This is a genomic window from Mammaliicoccus fleurettii (assembly GCF_002018435.1).
Taxonomy (GTDB): Bacteria; Bacillota; Bacilli; order Staphylococcales; family Staphylococcaceae; genus Mammaliicoccus; species Mammaliicoccus fleurettii.
In genome coordinates this window covers 141,146-160,429 of sequence record NZ_MWJM01000005.1, presented here as the reverse complement: position 1 = coordinate 160,429, position 19,284 = coordinate 141,146, and the positions used below count along the sequence as shown (strand labels likewise).

Below are 19,284 nucleotides of genomic sequence, written 5' to 3'. Positions count from 1 at the left end.
ACTTATCCTAAGATAAATTCATCTATTAATGGTTTAGGTCTCGCCTGCCGAACAGTTACAATCCTAAACAATTAATTGTTTATTTTGTTTTTCTTAACATAAATATATCACAAAATTATCAATTGTCAACGCTTACATTTCTAGATATTAATCTTTGTATATGAATCGTTAAATATAAAGCTTCGTCGTGTGTCATTTCATATTGATATTTTTTCAATAAAAATACTTCAATCTTCTTCACACATTTATACGCATCTTTATACTTCTCTTTCACAATATCGAACAGTTCAAATTCGTTTGTATTCAGCGGTTTCTTAGAAATGATACGCTGTGCAAGAAATTTCAAATGCGTCATAAATCTAAAGTAAGTTAAACTCTCTTCATCAAAATCCAACCTAAAATGATACTTCACTAAACTTAAAATATTCTGCACCATTTCTGTCACTTGATTAAAATCTGCAAAATTATTATGTTCTGCATTTAATAAATGTATTGCGATGAACCCCGCTTCATCAGTTAATAATTTAACGCCTACAATTTCTTCAATCCAGTCCAAAGCACGTAAACCAATCTCATACTCAGTAGGATAGAATTTCTTAATTTCCCATAACAAGCCATTCTTTATAGCCATACCTTCACGTTGACGTTCAATAGCAAAGTTAATATGATCAGTAAGTGCAACATAAATCGTATCACTTAAATCTTTATTATATTCATTCTTCGCAACCTCAATAATCTTTTCGACCGCTTGAACAACTTCAATTGGTACTTCAATTAATAACGTTTTAAAGCGCTCAGATATTTCTTGGTTATTTAATTCAAAAATCTTTTCAATCTTTGACTCCTCTACAATATCGCCTTCTTGCTTACGAAACCCAATCCCTTTCCCCATCACAACACGTTCTTGGTTGTTTTGGGTGACACTAATCACATTATTATTAATGATTTTATTTATCTTCATATGACACCCCTTATTGTAGTAAATACATTGTCCCATAACGATAGAATGAATATCAATATAATAACGGATTTAGTTGTCCAATGTCTATGTTTTGATTATCTAAATAAATACTATTCATTTGTAATTACCTATGTATTTCATTAAAATTATAATAATTAAGGAGGCTATTAGATGATTAGTCAATCTGATATTACTTATTTAAAACGATGTGTAGCGTTAGCAGAACAAGCATTGAATAAAGGTGATGAACCGTTTGGATCTATTTTAGTAAGTTCTGAAGGTGACATTATATTTGAAGATCATAATCATGTTAGTGGTGGTGATCATACAAGACACCCTGAGTTTGAAATAGCAAAATGGGCAGCAAATCATTTATCACCTGAAGAACGCAAGCTAGCAACGGTTTACACTTCAGGTGAACACTGCCCGATGTGTGCCGCTGCACATGGTTGGGTAGGTCTTGGTAGAATCGTTTATGCAAGTTCTTCTGAACAACTAAATACATGGTTAAGTGAGATCGGCGCACCTCCATCACCAGTAAAAAGTCTACCAATCCATCAAATTATTGAAAATGCAGATGTCGATGGTCCAGTTCAAGAATTAGCAGAAAAAGTTCACGCGTTACATTTGAAATTACACAAGAAATAATTCGATTTTTTAATCATCAACATAACACATTAAAGTAAACTCATAATTTATATCAGTGAAGGTATTGATTTGAATATGGGCTGTCCTGTAGCTAATGCTGCTGGCAAAGGTAAAGGGTCTGGCTTGATTCTACGACCTGAAACTGCAGCTGAAATTATTCAAGCAGCTAAATCGGGTGGTCTACCGGTAAGTGTTAAAACATACTTCATATGTGAGTCATATTAATTGACGTAGCCTATACTCAAGGGTCTATTATGTACAATGAAGAATATTAATTATGATATTCTATCACATTATTAAGAGAGGAATTAATTTATGATGAACGCTAAAGCAAGAGCTGTAAACAGTCCGGATTCCAATTTTTACGCTACAGAAATCACAAGACGTGATCTTGATAAACATGATATTTTAATAGAAATTAAATACGCAGGAATATGTCATTCAGATATTCACACTGCACATGGAGAATGGGGTCCTGTTAACTACCCATTAGTACCGGGTCATGAAATCGCTGGTATTGTTAAAGAAATCGGTTCTGATGTAAGTAAATATCAAATCGATGACCGTGTCGGTGTTGGTTGCATGGTAGACTCTTGTGGTGAATGTGAACATTGTCAAAACGGCGAAGAACAGTACTGCTTAAAAGGAAACGTTGGAACATATGCAGGTACGGATAGATATGGTGAACCAACTCAAGGCGGCTACTCAACACATATAGTTGTACATGAAGATTTTGTACTACGCATTCCTGATAATATTGGTTTAGACGCCGCTGCACCATTACTTTGTGCTGGTATTACGACGTATTCACCTTTAAATCACTGGAAAGCATACGAAGGTAAAAATGTAGCCGTTATCGGTATGGGTGGACTTGGACACATGGCTGTTCAAATTGCACATGCTATGGGTGCTGAAGTAACAGTATTATCACGAACATTAAATAAAAAAGAAGACGGCTTGAAATTAGGTGCTTCTCATTATTATGCAACAAGTGATGAAGCAACATTTGAACAACTTACAAGCTCATTTGATTTAATTATTAATACAGTAAGTGCTAATTTAAAAATAGATGATTACCTTAAATTATTAGCATTAGACGGTACAATCGTTAACGTTGGTGCTCCAGCAGAGCCTATATCATTACGAGTTGCAAATTTAATAGGACATCGTAGGTCATTTGCAGGTTCAGCAATTGGTGGTATTAGAGAAACACAAGAAATGTTAGATTTCTGTTCAAAACACAACATTGAACCACAAATCGAATTAATTTCGGCTGATCAAATTGATGAAGCGTATGATAGAGTATTATCTTCAGATGTTAAATATCGTTTCGTTATTGATACAAGTACAATGTAATATTTTTAAAAATGGTGTCCATAATATATGGGCATTATTTTTTTATAAATAAAATGATTAAAATGCATTTATTCTTATTGTTTAGCTAAAAACATCTCTTCATTTTAGTATGTGACTGGTCAACATCCTTTTGTGTAAATTGAAAATTTGTGGTAATATCATCATGGACAAAAAGTCGAGATATTAATAGAAAAGAAGGTTTAAATATATTATGAAAGAAAATTTTTGGAGTGAATTACCACGTCCATTTTTTATATTGGCACCTATGGAAGATGTAACTGATATCGTCTTTCGTCATGTTGTCAGTGAAGCTGCTAGACCAGATGTGTTTTTCACTGAATTTACAAATACTGAAAGCTTTTGCCACCCTGAAGGTATACACAGTGTTCGTGGTCGCTTAACTTTTAGTGAAGATGAACAGCCTATTGTCGCTCATATATGGGGAGACAAACCTGAGCATTTCCGAGAAATGAGTATCGGTATGGCAGAGATGGGCTTTAAAGGTATTGATTTGAATATGGGTTGTCCTGTAGCTAATGTTGCTGGCAAAGGTAAAGGGTCTGGCTTGATTCTAAGACCTGAAACTGCAGCTGAAATTATTCAAGCAGCTAAAGCGGGTGGTCTACCGGTAAGTGTTAAAACTCGCCTCGGTTACTATAAAATAGAAGAGTGGAAAGATTGGCTAAAGCATGTCTTTGAACAAGACATAGCAAACTTATCTATACACTTACGTACGCGTAAAGAAATGAGTAATGTAGATGCACACTGGGAATTAATCGAAGCAGTCAAAAATTTACGCGACGAGATCGCACCAAATACATTGCTAACGATAAACGGTGATATACCAGATAGAAAAACAGGTCTTGAACTTGCAACAAAATATGGCATTGATGGTGTAATGATTGGAAGAGGTATTTTCCATAATCCCTTTGCCTTTGAAAAAGAACCACGCGAACATACGAGTAAAGAATTATTAGATCTGTTGAGATTACACTTAACATTGTTCGAAAAATATTCTACAAATGAAGCTAAACAATTTAAAAGTTTACGCAGATTCTTTAAAATCTATGTACGTGGCATGAGAGGTGCTGGCGAACTGCGCAATCAATTGATGAATACAAACACAGCAGACGAAGTTCGAGCATTACTCGATGAGTTTGAAGCACAAATGTAAACTGTTATATAAATTTTAATTATAGCGATTCGAAGACTACAGACTGAGAACATGCCCGCGGAAAGCATGCGCATAAAAAAATGCCGGCAAAGTATAAGACTTTGTCGACACTCAAAAAGAGCTCATCTGATATTACAGATGAGCTCTTTTTTATATACATAATTAATTTCCATTACTCAGTTCTCTCGATAATATCTTTAATTTGTTCTAAAAATTGCGTTCTTTCCGGTATATTTAATATTGGATGAACGTGGAACAAATTCAGTCCTGGTAAGAAATCATGCACGATGTTTTTTAAATTTAACATGTTAGAAAATTTAACTGCGTCTGGATATAAAGCTTCTTTCGTACCTATTGAAATTGTAATATGACCTAAGCCTTCTAGATCTCCGAACATTGGAGAAATTCTCCAATTATCAATCGGCGTATCTCCTGCCCAGAGTTCTATAATATATTTGCTTCCTGGTGTAGCTAACATTGGATCGATTTTTTCATATACATACGTTTCGGGATTAGATAATGTAGCATCGAGAATTGGCGAAATTAATACAATATTACTCGGTTGCGCTAATCCTAACGTTTTAATATATTGAGAAAATGATAATGATATTTGTCCACCTGCAGAATCTCCCATAATTATAATTTGACTTGTGTCCTCATTATTCAAAATATCATTTTTGTAAATTTCTTCGAGTAAGTCAAATGTTTCTTTGTACGTAGCGTGAGGTGTTTTAGGATATATAGGCATCATCACTTTAGCATCTATTTCTGTCGCAAGTTTATCAACAAATTCAAAATGAGCTTTGAAAGGATCTTTAAACCAAGCGCCACCATGTATATATAAAACAACCTTTTGCTTCGAATTAGGTTTATCATTCACAATATATATCTTCGACCCTTGTAACGTTTCTACTTGGACACTATTTTTGAATTTATAATTTGTCCCTTCAAATTCTCCAGCCGTTTGATACTTTACTTTATTAATTTCATTTTTAGCATTTTCTATACTTAAGTAAGGTTTCTTCATTTTCATTATTCTAATCATCATTTCATAAAGAAAACTTTTAAAACTACGCTTTTCTTTCAATCTAACATAACCAAACAAAGCCATAACACTTAAACTAATGAATACAATTATCTTCTTAAACAAAATATAACCCCCATATCATTCATTATATCGTTGCACCTTGTTCATTTAAAGCTTTAGCATATCTTCATAAGTATCAGTGAAATCAACATTAATATTTAAATTCTTTTTTAAAGACGATAACAAGTATCAAAATAATCATTGATGCAATTGCTGCTGTCAAAAATACTGGCATATAAGCTAAATGTGTTGCCTCTATAATACCGTTTGTAATAGCATCTCTCATTGCTTTATTTGGAATCTGATTAATTTGATCTAGTGTCTTAGATATACTACCTGAATCAGGTTGCATTGAATTCATAAATTTATGTGGTATATCCTTTATATTAAAGTGTGCTTGACTTAAGTTTTCTTTTATTTTAGTTCCCGTTTGACTGAAACCAACCTGTATAAATGTAGCAAATAGTGTTGGTGCAATTGTAATACCTACTTGTCTCGATACGGATAAAGTACCAATAACTGTGCTATTGTTTTTACTAGAGTCTGCTGAACGTGTTGCTAATACTGTCATTGGCGCTCCAATTATAAAGCCAAATCCTAGTCCTGCAATAATTGAAAATACAAAAAACGCAACGGCTTCATACGTAAAGAGTGCTAAGCCACCATAGCCGATAATACTTACAATACTGGCAACAACTAGGGCAAATATTGGCCCTTTTTTATCTACAATTTTACCGCCCATTGAAGCACCAACTCCTGAAGCTAAAGCAAGTGGTGTCATCCAATAACCACTATTAGCGGCGCTTACGTGTAATACATTTTCAACGAATGATGGAATAAAGATAATAGCGCCGATTAACATTCCAGATAATACACCCATGATTAAAGTAATTGAAAATGCTGGTTTTTTTAATAAAAAGTAAGGCAAAAATGAATCTACATTAGAGGATTCGTTTTTATATTCTATTAATATCATGATGGCATATCCAATAATCGCTAGTATAATCAATCCGATAACTGACAAACTAAATATACTTCCAGTGATGTTCCCAGTTTGAATATTGTTAATCGCAAACATCATTAATAAAGTAGAAAATGAGAATAGCATTATTGCATATTTATCAATTTTAGTTCTAACTTTCTCTTGTTTTTCAGGCATTTTGATCATCATAAAGATAACAATCATAATTGCTACTGGAACATTAATTAAGAATAACCAATGCCATGTTCCACTAACATTAATGAGCAAACTACCTATATTAGGTCCAAGTACTGATGCTATACCATTCATTGCACCAAGACCACCGAGCATGCTTCCTTGTTTTTCTTTTTTGTAAGCAAAGATAATATGCGAACTCGCAATTACAAACAAACCCCCGCCACCAAATGATTGAATTAATCGTGCAATGATGAAGAATGTATAATTTGGACTCAGTGCCACAAGTAATGATCCTAAACCGAATAATATCACTTCAACTATAAACACTTTTTTTCGACCAAACATATCAGCAAGTTTACCGGCAATAGGTGTTGATATTGCCATACCTAACGTATAAATCGTAATACCCCACGACCCCATCTGAGCCGTAATTTCAAAAGACTGGTTAATTGTAGTTAATGCTGCACTAATAATCCCGTTATCAAGCGCGGCCATAAATACACCAATCAACAAAAATACTACAACAATATCATATTTTTTCTCTTTCATATTCAAGCCTTCTTTCGTTTATTTGCTCCAAATTTCATATACTTATTTAACACCTATTATATGAACTCATTATGAACAAATTCAATTTGAAAGAAAAATGATATGATGAAAATTAAAATTGATATTTTTGTATTTATATAAACTTCTCTTTCTTAATTTGTCTTATTACTGCTAGCATACTTCCTAGTGCTATACTGATGCTCAGCATGGATGAGCATCCATAACTTAATAACGGTAGCGTTACACCTGTTAATGGTATGAGTCCTGATATACCGCCCAAGTTTATAAATATCTGCAATTTTATTTTATTTTTAATATCAGAATATATTAAAATAGAGGCAATAATTGCCAATGTTAGCAATGTTCCACCTAAATCTCCTTGTATTAATACAAGTACTAAACCTAATATAGATAATGGTGGAACCAAATTTTTCAATTGATAACTTCGCCTATTTGTTAGAAGTTTATCTAATATAAATGCAAGATAAAAAATAGCCACTAACTTTAGAAATTCTGATGTTTGAATACTAAATAGTCCTAAGTTAATCCAATTCTTTGAGCCATTGATCTCTTTACCTACTATCAATGTCAGAAATAGTAATGCGATTGTTCCCAAAACAATTAACTTTTGCATATTACTATTTTTAAGAGCGTTGATATTAAAGTACATACTAATAATTAAAAGTAAAATAAACCCTAAAATTACAAAAATATATTGTCTTTTCATAAAAAAATTAGCCTCTACCGGCACTCCATTAGTTAAACTTCCTCTTGAAGCAGCTACCATACTCGCACTATAAATCATAACCACACCTATAATACTTAGAATTATAAAACAAGACATAATGCCTAAATCTAAATACTTCATGCGAATTCTAATGCTTCTTATTATTCTTAACTTTATTTTACCCTTTCTTAAAAATATCTTAACAATTGTCACACATTTTTTGTTTGTTGACAAATATTTTTAGGTTGACCTAAAAATATTTGGTGAGTAGTGTTAAAAAATAGTAGAAAGGATGATGAATAACGCAAACTCAAACAATTCATTTTGTTCAAAATAATATTAAAGGCTCCCTAATTCACTAAGAATTTAGGAGCCTTTTTATTTGTTACAAAAACAATTATTATAATAAAGCATAAATCTGATAATTGATGCTAGCATCTAGTAGTGTAGTTTCGAATAAATTATTATATTTAACCAGAGATATGATTGAGGATGCTATAGAAGCTAAAAGTGTAAGTAACAGAACTAGCTGTGTTAATTTTTCCATTTTTCTAATATTATTTATCAACTCCAAAACAATAGGATAATAACTTAGAAAAAATTAAAATGAAGCTTTACAATTTCAAAATTATTATCCAAAAAGCTATTGTCTTAAAGTTGATCAGATAGATTAAGAAAAAATTGAAAATAAAAATAACAATATAACTATCCCCCTATCAGTGATTTCACTAAAAATTTTATATTGCTAAAAAAATTAGGTAAGTTAGTATTTAAATAACTCAACTATAAGTTTGTAGGAATATTCATTTGATTCAAAAATTATGCTATTTTAATTCTAAACTAATATTAAATGATAAATTTCTATTTACAATAGATTTATCAGCGCCTTGTTTAGTTCCTCTATTTTTATGAGATGCCTTATATTCCTGAGACTCTTGCCAATACTTGTAAGCTACTTCATCTTGCCAAAACGTAATAATAACATAATGCTCATTTGTACTATGTGGCTTTAAAAACAATAGATTTTCAAACCCTTTAGTATTCATTAAGTTCTTATCTCTATTTAAGAACACACGCTCGAAGTCTTCCTCTAGACCAGGATTAGCATATAGATGATTTAAAACTGCATAACCATATTGTGGTAAATCATTAATTTGTTCTAATATAGTATAGTGATATATCACATTAAATCTATTAATAGTTATCTCATTATTATTTTTGCCTAAATAAATACGATGCACTTCATTTTTCAACAATTGAACCTCTCCTTTTTAATGAATTACATATCAAAATTGCTTAAATTTATCCATAACATAATCTCTACTATTTTTATGATTCACCATAGCCTCTGGATAATCCTTTCCAATTTTAATATGATAAATCTCTTGTATCTTATCTTTATATTTAGTTGGATCATGAATATACTTACTAGTCACATCATTAAATATTTCTAGTTGTGTTTTAATAAAATAACCCTGTGCATCAAAACGCTCACTTTGACGTATAGGATTAAACATTCTGAAATAAGGCACTGCATCCGTCCCTGTTGATGCTGACCACTGCCATCCATGTACATTAGATGCATTATCATAATCTATCAAATACTGTCTAAAGTAGTCCTCACCCCAAGTCCAATCAATAAATAAATTTTTCGTTAAAAATTGAGATACGACCATTCTCAAGCGATTATGCATATATCCTGTACGATTAAGCTTCTTCATTGCAGCATCAACCAATGGGTAGCCAGTTTGACCATTTTTCCATACTTCAAAATGTGCTTTATTATAAGACCATTCCATGCCTCGATACTTTTCAGAAAAAGATTTAGTTGCAGTTTCTGGATATTGTGTCATTAATACATAATAAAATTCACGGAATACAACCTCTCTTATAAAATCTTCATAATTTGTTTCATCGCTATCATAACCTTCAAGTAAATCGTTTATAATTTCGGGAATATCGAGTAGACCATACGCTAAATATTTACCTAATCCACTTACAAAATCCTGCGATACATCGTCAATCAATTTATCATAATGAGCTATGTCAGCATTTAAAAAATCATCCCAAGCTTTACGTGCTAACTTTTCTGTATCATTATGATTTTCAAATTTTAAGTCACTTTGATTTGACCCCTTTTCCGCAATTTGAGACAAATGCTTAAATTGATAAATTTTCTTAGGGGTATGTACTAAATCCTGACGATTTGCTTTATAAAAACTGGTAAATACTTTATAAGGCAGTTGTTGTTTATTAAAAGTCTTTGTTGGCTCAAAATAATGATTCACTCGCTGGCCAATTACTATAACTTGGTGATTTTCAAAAGCTTGTTTTACATGAGGATAGTCATATATTTCTTTGTGATAACTCATAATATCTTTTGCTACTAATACGTGAGATAAGGCCAATGTATCAGCTAATTCACCTAGCATTTCATATGTGACAATATGTGGTTGTATATCATACTTATCTAAAGCATTTATAAAACCTGCTACAACTTTATGATAATAGTCAACTTTTACTTCTGATGCGTCAGATAAATCTTCTAAAGGTAAGATAAAATACAATTTATTTATCTCGTTTTGATGCTTCTCTATATAATGAAAAAGTGGATTATCTCTCGTTCTAAAAACTCTGTTAAGTATAACTCCTAAATGCATTTTATTGCCTCCCAGATTATTTTTTACAAATTCCCTTTATAGAAAGTAGATAAACTTGGTTAATAAAGGTATTCAATTTTATAATAGTCCTTTAACATAGACTTATGTTTTTAATCATATACCCGTTATAACTTGTATATAATTCTCTAAATAATAAAATTAATTTTAAAACTGTACATATTATACGCAAGTTTAGGGTATATAATTATTAGAGGTGATTAAATTATGAATAACGAACAATTACAAAATGAAATTAAAAATATATTAAATACATCAAAAATAGGCGTACTGTCTACAGCCCATAACAATACACCTAATAGTAGATACATGGTATTTTATAATGATGGACACATACTTTATACTAAGACAAGCATTGAGTCCAAAAAAATTGATGAATTTAAAGACAATCCTAAAGCACATGTACTAATAGGTTACAACGAAACGAATAATCGTAGTTTTCTAGAAATTGATGCGACTGTTGAAATACTAAAAGATCAAGAAACTATTGATTGGATTTGGGACAAACAAGATAAGTCATTTTTTGACTCTAAAGATGATCCAAACTTGTGTGTAATTAAAATAATTCCTAATTCCATAAAGATTATGAATGATAAAAAATTAGACACACCGTTAACTATCACGTTCAATTAGTTAAAAAAGCGCTTAAAATCACTTTATAAAGTGATTTTAAGCGTTATTTATATACCATCATTAATATCTGCTAAAATAGCATCAACTGTAATTTTAGCACTCGTCAATACAATTGGTACGCCTGCGCCAGGATGAACACTAGCTCCAGCAAAGTACAAATTTTTGTAATCTCTGCTAACATTAGGCGGTCTGTAATAGTTACTTTGCGCTAAAGTAGGCATTAAACCAAAGGCCGCTCCAAATTTAGCATTATAATCTCCTTCAAAATCTTTAGGAGTATAAATAATTTCTGTCACAACTTGCTTTTTCAAGTCTTCTAACGCTTTAATCGTAGAAAGCTTACTGTAAATAATATCTTTCACTTGTGTGATTGTTGATTCATCAGACCAATCCGTATCGCCTGTTTTCAATTCTGAAACGGGCATAAGCACATAAATACCTGTCTGTCCTTCTGGTGCTAACGACTTATCTTCCACACTAGGAGCATATACATATATTGAAGGATCTTGGGATATTTCCCCTGAAAATATTTCATTGATATTGTTATCAAAATCTTTTGAAAATATAACATTATGTAACAAGATATCTTCTGACAAATCTTTATCAACCCCTATATACATTAAAAAGGCTGAGCAAGAATAATCCATATTATCAATTTTCTGTGTCGTATACTTCTTAGGATGATGCTCATTTTTAATTAAAGATGAGGTAGCATATGGAAAATCAGCAGTACAAATTATTTTGTCATACTTTTCTATACGTCCATTTACTTTTAGACCTTCCGCACGCTTATACCTGCTATCAATGATTATTTCTTCAACATTTGCGTTTGTATAAATTTGAGTACTCAATTCTTCATTTAGTGTTTGAAGTGCTTTAACAAAGCTATACATACCACCTTTTATAAAATGAACACCAAACATCAACTCTATCATAGGTATAATTGAATACAATGAAGGACTTCGTTTAGGATCGATACCTATATATAATGTTTGAAATGCTAAGATTTTTTGAATTTTTTCATTATCAACATATTTTTCAATTAAATTATCTGCTTTATCAAAAGTTTTAAGTTTTATACCTTGATATATAGTAAAAGGATTATAAAAGTCTGTAGGCTTCCTAAAAGTACGTTCTAGAAAATATTTTCGTGCTATTTCGTACCTTTCGTATATATCTGTTAAAAAGGACATAAAACCATGTGTAGAGTTAGGTTCAATACCTTCAAGCATTTCTCTTAATTGAGCAAGGTCTGTAGGAACGCGAATTTGATCTGTTTCACTAAAATAAACATCATATATATGTGCTAATTGTTTAATTTCTAAGTAATCATTCATATTTTTTTTTGCATAATTAAAAACATCTCGATAAATTTCAGGCATCATTACAATAGTTGGTCCCATATCAAATGTAAAACCATCTTGCTTAATTTGATTCATCCTGCCGCCTATCTGTTGGTTTTTTTCATATAAATCTACTTGGTGACCGTTTGCTGCTAATCTTGAAGCTGCAGCTAACCCTGAAACACCACCGCCTATAACTGCAATCTTCATAAAGGTTCACTCCTATTATATTTCTCACTGATTTCACGATAAATTTTCATTTTTTTCAATTTACTCACATATACTTTCTTATGCAACGTATAGTTTGATTTTCTTACTTCCTCAAGTATTTCAAGATAGGCAGTCGCAGCTAGTTCTATAATGTAACGTACCTCTGTATCAAAATAATTGATACCATTTAATGCAACATCATATAAACTAACTGCCTTTAAAGCATAACTTTCCCATAGTTGAATATAATTTGACGTAATGCCTTCATGATATACAGATTGCAAATCAACTTGATATTCAACTAACTTTTCTGCACTAAGGTAAATTCTTCCATTTTGAAAATCTTCACCAACATCTCTTAAAATATTAGTTATTTGCAGTGCCTTACCTAAAGCAATCGCAGCTTCTTTAGCTTGCTCAAATCTATTTTTATTTGATGAAGCTAATATAGGAGTTAACAATTCACCGACAGTACCTGCAACACCATAGCAATAATCGTATAAATCTGAATCAGTTTGGATTACTTTTAAATCTAAATCTTCTTTCACATATTGAATAAGAGATTCAAAAGGTTTTTTAGGTATTGTATATGTATCCAAAGTGTTACTTAAAGCATTCATAATAGCTTTATCACTTTGATACGCTTGAATATAATCATAATCAATATAAATCACATCTAAATCTCTAGCTATGCTGTCTAGTTGCTCAAGGTCTTTGTATTTATCAATACTGTCATCAATAATTCTACAAACTGCATAAATTGCCCAAATTGCTTTTTTCCTTTTTATATCCAAAAAATCAAAGGCATATGAAAACGTTTTCGAATGTGTTTTCATTATGTTATGGCAGTGGTTATAATCTCTCTCTAGTTGATTCATTTATTGGCCTCCTCAATATGCCTAGAACTGCTTGGGACTTATATAAAAAAACTAAAGTTATAAATCTATTCTACGGCCTTTCCAATGTATACGTTTAAATACATTTATATCTAACCATGATTTAAAAAATATTACGACAAAGCATGTAAAAAGCAGTGGATGACATAAACTCGCAACGAGATTAAAATTTCCTGTTCTTCGAATAAATATATGAAACTGTATAGCATAAATAAAATATAAAGTAATACCTAATAATATATATAATAAACTTAAATTAATTGAAAAAAGCACTGCTAAAATTGATCCAAGTGAACCAAATAACCATAAAAATACAAACATAAGTGTAGATGTTTTAGTTATTTGAGAGCCAAGTGCAAAGTGTTTACTCCACCCTTCTAATAGAGCTTTATATCCTTGAGGATACATTCTAAAATTGACCACACCTTGACCTTCGTGCAAATTCACTGGCAAATCATATTCATGATATGCCTTACTTATTGCAAAACCTTCAATGATATGATTTTTAGCTTTCAAATGTCCTTGTGTCAATTTATAATCTTGCTTATTCGTCACAAGGACTGGTCCAAACGCACCTTGCTCATTACCTGCTGATTTCGTGATTGAAAATTTATTCATACCTAGGACTGTCATTAAATTAAAGATCGCCGATATATTTTCATATAACTTTTTTATCTTGTGATAAGGTTGTATTGATAACAAGCCTTTACCATCTTGTAAATTATACTGATTGATTATGCGTTGAATACTGTTATCACAATTAAATTGAACATCAGCATCAACAAACATTAATAAATCATGAGTGGCGTATTTAACTCCTTGCCAACAAGCATGGGACTTACCTTGCCATGTAGTATCATTTTCAACAGTATATGCGTTCGCACCATAATATTTAGCAATAGCTAGCGTCTCATCGATTGAACCATCGTTCATCACAATTACTTCTAATGCTTGTTCTTTACTTATACTACTAAGTAAGTTAGGTAAATTCTCCGCTTCATTTCTAGCAGGCACAATAACACTGACCGCTGTCTGACCGCTGTCTTTTTCGGAGTTACTTATCAGCGCTCGACGTGTATACATACACATGCCACTAATTACTGATAATAACGTTAATCCTATTGCTATTATATAAAATATCATTTAATCTCCACTACTTTCTCCATTAAGAATAGCTTCTGCTACTTGCATACCACTCAAAGTGACCATAGGCATGCCTGCGCCAGGATTTACGGATCCACCTACAAAATATAAATTTTTAAAATATTGACTTTTTTTAGGAAACTTGAAACCTTTATTTTTCTTCTTATTAGAAACTACGCCATATATAGCTCCTTTATTAGAATTGTATGTATTTTCAATGTCATGTGGTGTCCATATATCTTCATATACAATGTGCTTTCTCAAATCTTTTAAGCCCATGGACTCTAATTTATTCAATATACGTTCTCGAAACTGCATATATTCCGCTTCGCTAAATGGTTGATTCTGGATGTAGGGTATATGTGGTAATATTTTTATATTTTCGTGTCCTTCTGGTGCTTGCGTGTTATCTGTTTTGTTAGTATTCACTACATATATTGTGGGATCTTCAGGCAAAACATACTGCTGAAAAACCTGATCATAATTAACTTTAGAATGATTCGAAAAGAAAAAGTTATGATGTTGAAGTTCTGGATAACTTTTGTCCACACCAAGATGCATGACATAACCTGAACTAGCCGGCTCGAATTTATGTTCCAATTTGTTTATTTGGTTTGCATCAAAATTCAATAAATATTTATAAACAGGGATTACTTCCATATTAGATATAATGTAATCTGCATATATTTCCTCATTATTTTCTATTGTTATCCCCGTCACCTTATTTTGCATATTATAATTTATACGTTTTACAGGGGTGTTAAAATGTATATTTACACCTAATTGCCTTGCTAATTGTTCCATCGCTTCTGCTAACTTATGAATGCCACCATCTACGTACCACAAACCTTCCTCATGTTGCATTTGAGGTAATAAACTTAATACAGCCGGAGCATCATAAGATGAGGATCCCACATATTTTATGAAATAACCTAACATTTCTCTTAAATATGGGTTATCAACCCTTTTATTAATGGCTTGTTGCATTGTGTGAAAATAGTCGAATTGTTTTAAAGCTGAAAATGGGCCATGATAACGTATGATTGCATACATCGTATCTAACCCCTTATCAAAGTAGCTTTTTTCAGCAACTTTATATATCTTTTTAGCATAACTAAAAAATGAGGAAAGTTGTTCTATATCTTTATTTGTTAATGATTCGTTATTTACTAATATATCTTCAATGGATTCGTATAAATCTATTATTTGGCCATCTGGATACACATTTCTAATCTGTAATGATAACTTACGAATATTTACATAATCTTCTAGCTTTTCATCACATTGTTTGAATAAGCGTTGGAATATTTTGGGCATAGTTAAAATAGAGGGCCCAAGATCAAATCCATAGTCATCTATTTCTAACCTATTTACCTTTCCACCTATATGCTTATTTTGTTCATATAAGTCTACTTCATAGCCTGCATTAGCCATACAAATTGCACTAGAAATCCCTCCTAAGCCACCTCCTATAACAACAACTTTTTTATTGCTCATTTAATCACCTTTTCTTTTTAATAATTTGTTATAAATACGTATTAACTTAGGGCGATTATAGCGCTGTACAATCATACAGGGAACATTTGCTATCACTACATATGCGAAGTTAATAATTTTAACACTTTTTGATGATTTATAAAACGCGATAACAGAAAATATTGACAGCATATGAACAATTTCTGCACGTCTAGTTTCTAATATAAATTGCTGTATTTCATTTACATTTTTAGATAAATCAAAAGTCGATTTACTCTTAATATCTGAATTAATATGTTGACCATCTGGCAAATGATCTTTCCAATATTGCACTTTAACTAATTGTTGCCATAATTGACCCTCTTTTTCAAAATTCCAACTTCTAAAATACTTATTATCTTTTTCTAAAAATTTATAACTTATACGCGTACCAAGTTGGGCAATAATCATCTGAACTATAAACCAATAAAGTGCGTTATATATAATCTTTTTCATTAATTTAATTCCCGTTTTTTCCAGTATAACTTGAGGTATCTTTATTTAAAAACCAGTTACCTATTGTTAAATAGGTAGCAAAAGTACTCCAAAGTAAATATGGTAATAATAAAAAGCCAGCTATTTTTTTTACACTGAAAAATTTTACAGTTGTTCCAACTACAGTACCAAGTAACACAATACTCTCTATTAACGCACTGAAGCGTAATTTATATTTGAAGTATAATATAGACCATAAATAGTTCAGAGTTAATTGTGTATAATAAAAACCTTTCAAAGTCTTATTATCAGATTTATTAGTTACTAATGCATAAGCTGCACCCATTGTTATATATAGTATTGGCCAAACAATTGGAAATACACGACCAGGAGGTGAAAAAGGCGGTTTTACATTTTTTTTATAATCTTTTCGCGCGTTTTTCACTGCAAATTTACCTATAAATTTACCCCCGATAATTGGTGTTATAACTTTTATGATTGATTTTATTGTTTCAATTACTTTCATGATCATTCTCCTTTTTTAGAGTAACTTACTTTTATCTCTAGACGTTACACATCTCTATTAGACATGTTATTTTTCTAGCTAAACACTTTTCAATCTATATAAGTTAAAATCTATTCCCTTTTAAAAAATTTCATAGTATTTTATATAAAAATAGGTTGATTTATTTAAATTTATCTTTTTTAATATATAATATATGTAGGTTGAATGTTTTATATCTGTTATTTATTCAACTCATATTTAAAAAACCCTTTTCACCTCACTGATTAGTGAGGTGCTATTTTATTGATAAAATATTTTTTAATTGATAGGCTTTAAATAGATGTCATTTATATTAAAGTCAGCTAAATTAATATTTTTCATTTAATTAGTTTTATAAAAAGCGAGCAAGGAATTAATCCTTCAACTCGCTTTCACTTATTATGACAAGAGCTCTAGTCTCTTAATCCTATATTACCTTTTAATAACAACTTTAAACATAGTATTAGCTTAATTTTTTTATATTTGATCAAAACGTAAGATACTATTCCGCATATAGTCCAATAAATTTTTAAAAATTGTTTTATAAAAAACCTTAAAATTTTTAAGAATGTAATATAGATTTTCATATATATCCCCCTGAATATTCACTATGATTCAAAGATATTAAACCTTATCTAAATTCAATTTATTAACTTTATATTCTATTGATTTTAGATGTATATTGTATAAAGTCATAACGTACAAGTGTATTCTGGCTTGCGTTAGTTTATAAATAATCCATGGAAGTGTAGGTTCATATTCATGAATAGCTACTATACATTCATTTTTATTTAGTACTCTACGAAACTCCATTCTCGCTCTACCTTTATTTCTATTTTTTGAAAATCCTCCCCCTGTTATATAGAGAAGTTGCCTATTTTCATCTGAACGGGAGTCTGACTTTTCTAATATCAATATAGGGTTCTTTATAGGAAAAAGTGAAATCATATATCTACCGTTAATGTATTCAGTAGATATTATTTTATTATTAAGATTATTTAACCATTCCATATAATCATTTGCTACATCTTCTATAGTCATATGATTAGGTATTCGGATCCTTTGAACAGATTTCACATTTTTTATCGTTTTACTTTTGTTTTTCTTTTTCTTACTCGATGATTCATTTTTTAATGCTAATTTAACACTTTCCTTAAATGAAGTTTTTCCATCGGATATTCCTTCTATATAATTTTTATTATCCATTCTCATATCATGAACTAAACTATCCATAAGAGGATAAACAATTTCTTTCTTTTCACCACTAATAAGTCTTATCCAGTATTTAGAGAGGACTAAAGGTATAATCGGCAAATTAAACATTGGCATTTTTTTATTTAAAACACTAGCCGTTTGCTTAAATAAATCCTTATATGTCAACTCATCTGGACCACCAACATCAATTGATTCATTTAGTTTAGGCCTTCTTGATACGACTTTAGTAATTGAATTTATGACATCATCAATATAGATAGGATGTGTTATATTATTTGCCCATTTAGGTAACAACAATAATGGCAATCGTTGTGTCAATTTTTTTAAAATTGGATATGAAGAGCCGTTCGATCCTACTATTAAACCTGCTCTAAGTGTACTGACTGGCACTCCATATGAACCAAGTACTTTTTCACATTCTAATCGACTCTCTAAATGTCGAGAAAGATTCTCTTCGTTTGGTACAAGACCACTCATATAAATGATGTGCTTAATACCTTCTTTTTTAGCAGCTCTTCCAAAATTATCAGCTAATAAAAAATCCATATCTTCAAATTTAGCTTGTGTAAGCTTAGAGTTTGGCATCATTGAGTGGACTAAGTAAATAGCAATATCAATATCTTTCATAACATTTTCAACATCAATTAATGAAAATATATCTGCTTTCTTCCAAGTTACATTTTTCTCATCTACTTTATTTTCAATATTTCTTGATATAGCAATTATTTCATTTTCAACTTTTAATTTTTTCATCAAATTACTTCCAATGTATCCAGAAGCACCTGTTAATAATATACGCGCCATAACATTCATTCCTTTCAACTTTTAAATTATAGTTCTTACTTTAAATAGTTTGGGTTATTCTTATTAAATCATTGATTTTTTACATACTTAATTTTTACTCTTTTTCATACTATAGAATATTTACCCTTTTTAAATATTCCTTAACAAATATTTAGGTAATAGCATTTAAATTTACAAATTAACTTTATAATACCTGCGAAATGTTAT

17 protein-coding genes and 1 pseudogene are annotated in these 19,284 nt (G+C 30.8%); 5 read left to right on the top strand and 13 right to left on the bottom strand.

Annotation, left to right across the window (positions count from 1 at the left end; translation table 11 throughout):
• Positions 1–118 precede the first annotated feature (118 nt).
• A complete protein-coding gene (gene licT, locus B2G86_RS06100) occupies positions 119–961 on the bottom strand; it encodes a BglG family transcription antiterminator LicT (RefSeq protein ID WP_078357238.1) in 843 nt (280 codons plus the stop codon).
• 171 nt (positions 962–1,132) lie between these two features.
• Here licT and B2G86_RS06095 point away from each other — a divergent pair, with 171 nt between their 5' ends.
• From B2G86_RS06095 to B2G86_RS06080, 4 genes and pseudogenes are all read left to right on the top strand, one after another.
• Positions 1,133–1,609, top strand: a complete 477-nt coding sequence (locus B2G86_RS06095; protein WP_078357237.1) for a nucleoside deaminase — start codon at positions 1,133–1,135, stop codon at positions 1,607–1,609.
• 57 nt (positions 1,610–1,666) lie between these two features.
• Positions 1,667–1,810, top strand: a pseudogene (locus B2G86_RS06090) (tRNA-dihydrouridine synthase); the annotation flags it as partial.
• Positions 1,811–1,924: 114 nt separating this feature from the next.
• Positions 1,925–2,965, top strand: coding sequence for an NAD(P)-dependent alcohol dehydrogenase (locus B2G86_RS06085; RefSeq protein ID WP_078357236.1), 1,041 nt, complete (start codon positions 1,925–1,927; stop codon positions 2,963–2,965).
• 211 nt (positions 2,966–3,176) lie between these two features.
• Entirely contained in the window at positions 3,177–4,139 is a 963-nt protein-coding gene (locus B2G86_RS06080) for a tRNA dihydrouridine synthase (protein ID WP_078357235.1), read from the top strand.
• Positions 4,140–4,311: 172 nt separating this feature from the next.
• On the opposite strand, the gene B2G86_RS06075 is transcribed toward B2G86_RS06080, so the two are convergent.
• From B2G86_RS06075 to B2G86_RS06055, 5 genes are all read right to left on the bottom strand, one after another.
• Complete coding sequence (locus B2G86_RS06075) at positions 4,312–5,289, bottom strand: alpha/beta hydrolase fold domain-containing protein (RefSeq protein WP_078357234.1); 978 nt, start codon at positions 5,287–5,289, stop codon at positions 4,312–4,314.
• Between the two features lie 88 nt (positions 5,290–5,377).
• A complete protein-coding gene (locus tag B2G86_RS06070; protein WP_078357233.1) occupies positions 5,378–6,934 on the bottom strand; it encodes an MFS transporter in 1,557 nt (518 codons plus the stop codon).
• 133 nt (positions 6,935–7,067) lie between these two features.
• The gene (locus B2G86_RS06065) at positions 7,068–7,802 is read right to left on the bottom strand and encodes an FtsW/RodA/SpoVE family cell cycle protein (protein WP_198931321.1); all 735 of its coding nucleotides are present in this window, start codon (positions 7,800–7,802) and stop codon (positions 7,068–7,070) included.
• Positions 7,803–8,485: 683 nt separating this feature from the next.
• Positions 8,486–8,917 (bottom strand): antibiotic biosynthesis monooxygenase family protein, encoded by a 432-nt coding sequence (locus tag B2G86_RS06060; protein WP_078357232.1) that lies wholly within the window; start codon positions 8,915–8,917, stop codon positions 8,486–8,488.
• A 30-nt stretch (positions 8,918–8,947) separates the two neighbouring features.
• A complete protein-coding gene (locus tag B2G86_RS06055; protein ID WP_078357231.1) occupies positions 8,948–10,321 on the bottom strand; it encodes a cryptochrome/photolyase family protein in 1,374 nt (457 codons plus the stop codon).
• A gap of 225 nt (positions 10,322–10,546) precedes the next feature.
• On the opposite strand from B2G86_RS06055, the gene B2G86_RS06050 reads away from it, so the two are divergent.
• On the top strand, positions 10,547–10,972 hold the full coding sequence (locus tag B2G86_RS06050; RefSeq protein ID WP_078357230.1) for a pyridoxamine 5'-phosphate oxidase family protein: 426 nt from the start codon (positions 10,547–10,549) through the stop codon (positions 10,970–10,972).
• Positions 10,973–11,019: 47 nt separating this feature from the next.
• Here the strand turns inward: B2G86_RS06050 and B2G86_RS06045 are convergent, their stop codons facing one another.
• The 7 genes from B2G86_RS06045 to B2G86_RS06015 all read right to left on the bottom strand — a co-directional run bounded on the left by B2G86_RS06045 (position 11,020) and on the right by B2G86_RS06015 (position 19,077).
• A complete protein-coding gene (locus B2G86_RS06045) occupies positions 11,020–12,525 on the bottom strand; it encodes a phytoene desaturase family protein (RefSeq protein ID WP_078357229.1) in 1,506 nt (501 codons plus the stop codon).
• Positions 12,522–13,403, bottom strand: a complete 882-nt coding sequence (locus tag B2G86_RS06040; RefSeq protein ID WP_078357228.1) for a phytoene/squalene synthase family protein — start codon at positions 13,401–13,403, stop codon at positions 12,522–12,524. Before B2G86_RS06040 ends, B2G86_RS06045 begins: the two co-directional genes overlap by 4 nt.
• 57 nt (positions 13,404–13,460) lie before the next feature.
• Positions 13,461–14,564 carry a glycosyltransferase family 2 protein gene (locus tag B2G86_RS06035; RefSeq protein WP_198931320.1) on the bottom strand — a complete coding sequence of 368 codons (1,104 nt, stop codon included), beginning with the start codon at positions 14,562–14,564 and terminating at the stop codon, positions 13,461–13,463.
• Positions 14,565–16,061 (bottom strand): phytoene desaturase family protein, encoded by a 1,497-nt coding sequence (locus tag B2G86_RS06030; protein ID WP_078357227.1) that lies wholly within the window; start codon positions 16,059–16,061, stop codon positions 14,565–14,567.
• Positions 16,062–16,535, bottom strand: a complete 474-nt coding sequence (locus tag B2G86_RS06025; protein ID WP_078357226.1) for a glycosyl-4,4'-diaponeurosporenoate acyltransferase CrtO family protein — start codon at positions 16,533–16,535, stop codon at positions 16,062–16,064.
• Positions 16,536–16,539: 4 nt separating this feature from the next.
• Complete coding sequence (locus B2G86_RS06020) at positions 16,540–17,040, bottom strand: TspO/MBR family protein (RefSeq protein WP_078357225.1); 501 nt, start codon at positions 17,038–17,040, stop codon at positions 16,540–16,542.
• Between the two features lie 642 nt (positions 17,041–17,682).
• Entirely contained in the window at positions 17,683–19,077 is a 1,395-nt protein-coding gene (locus tag B2G86_RS06015; RefSeq protein ID WP_078357224.1) for an NAD(P)H-binding protein, read from the bottom strand.
• Between the last annotated feature and the right edge of the window lie 207 nt (positions 19,078–19,284).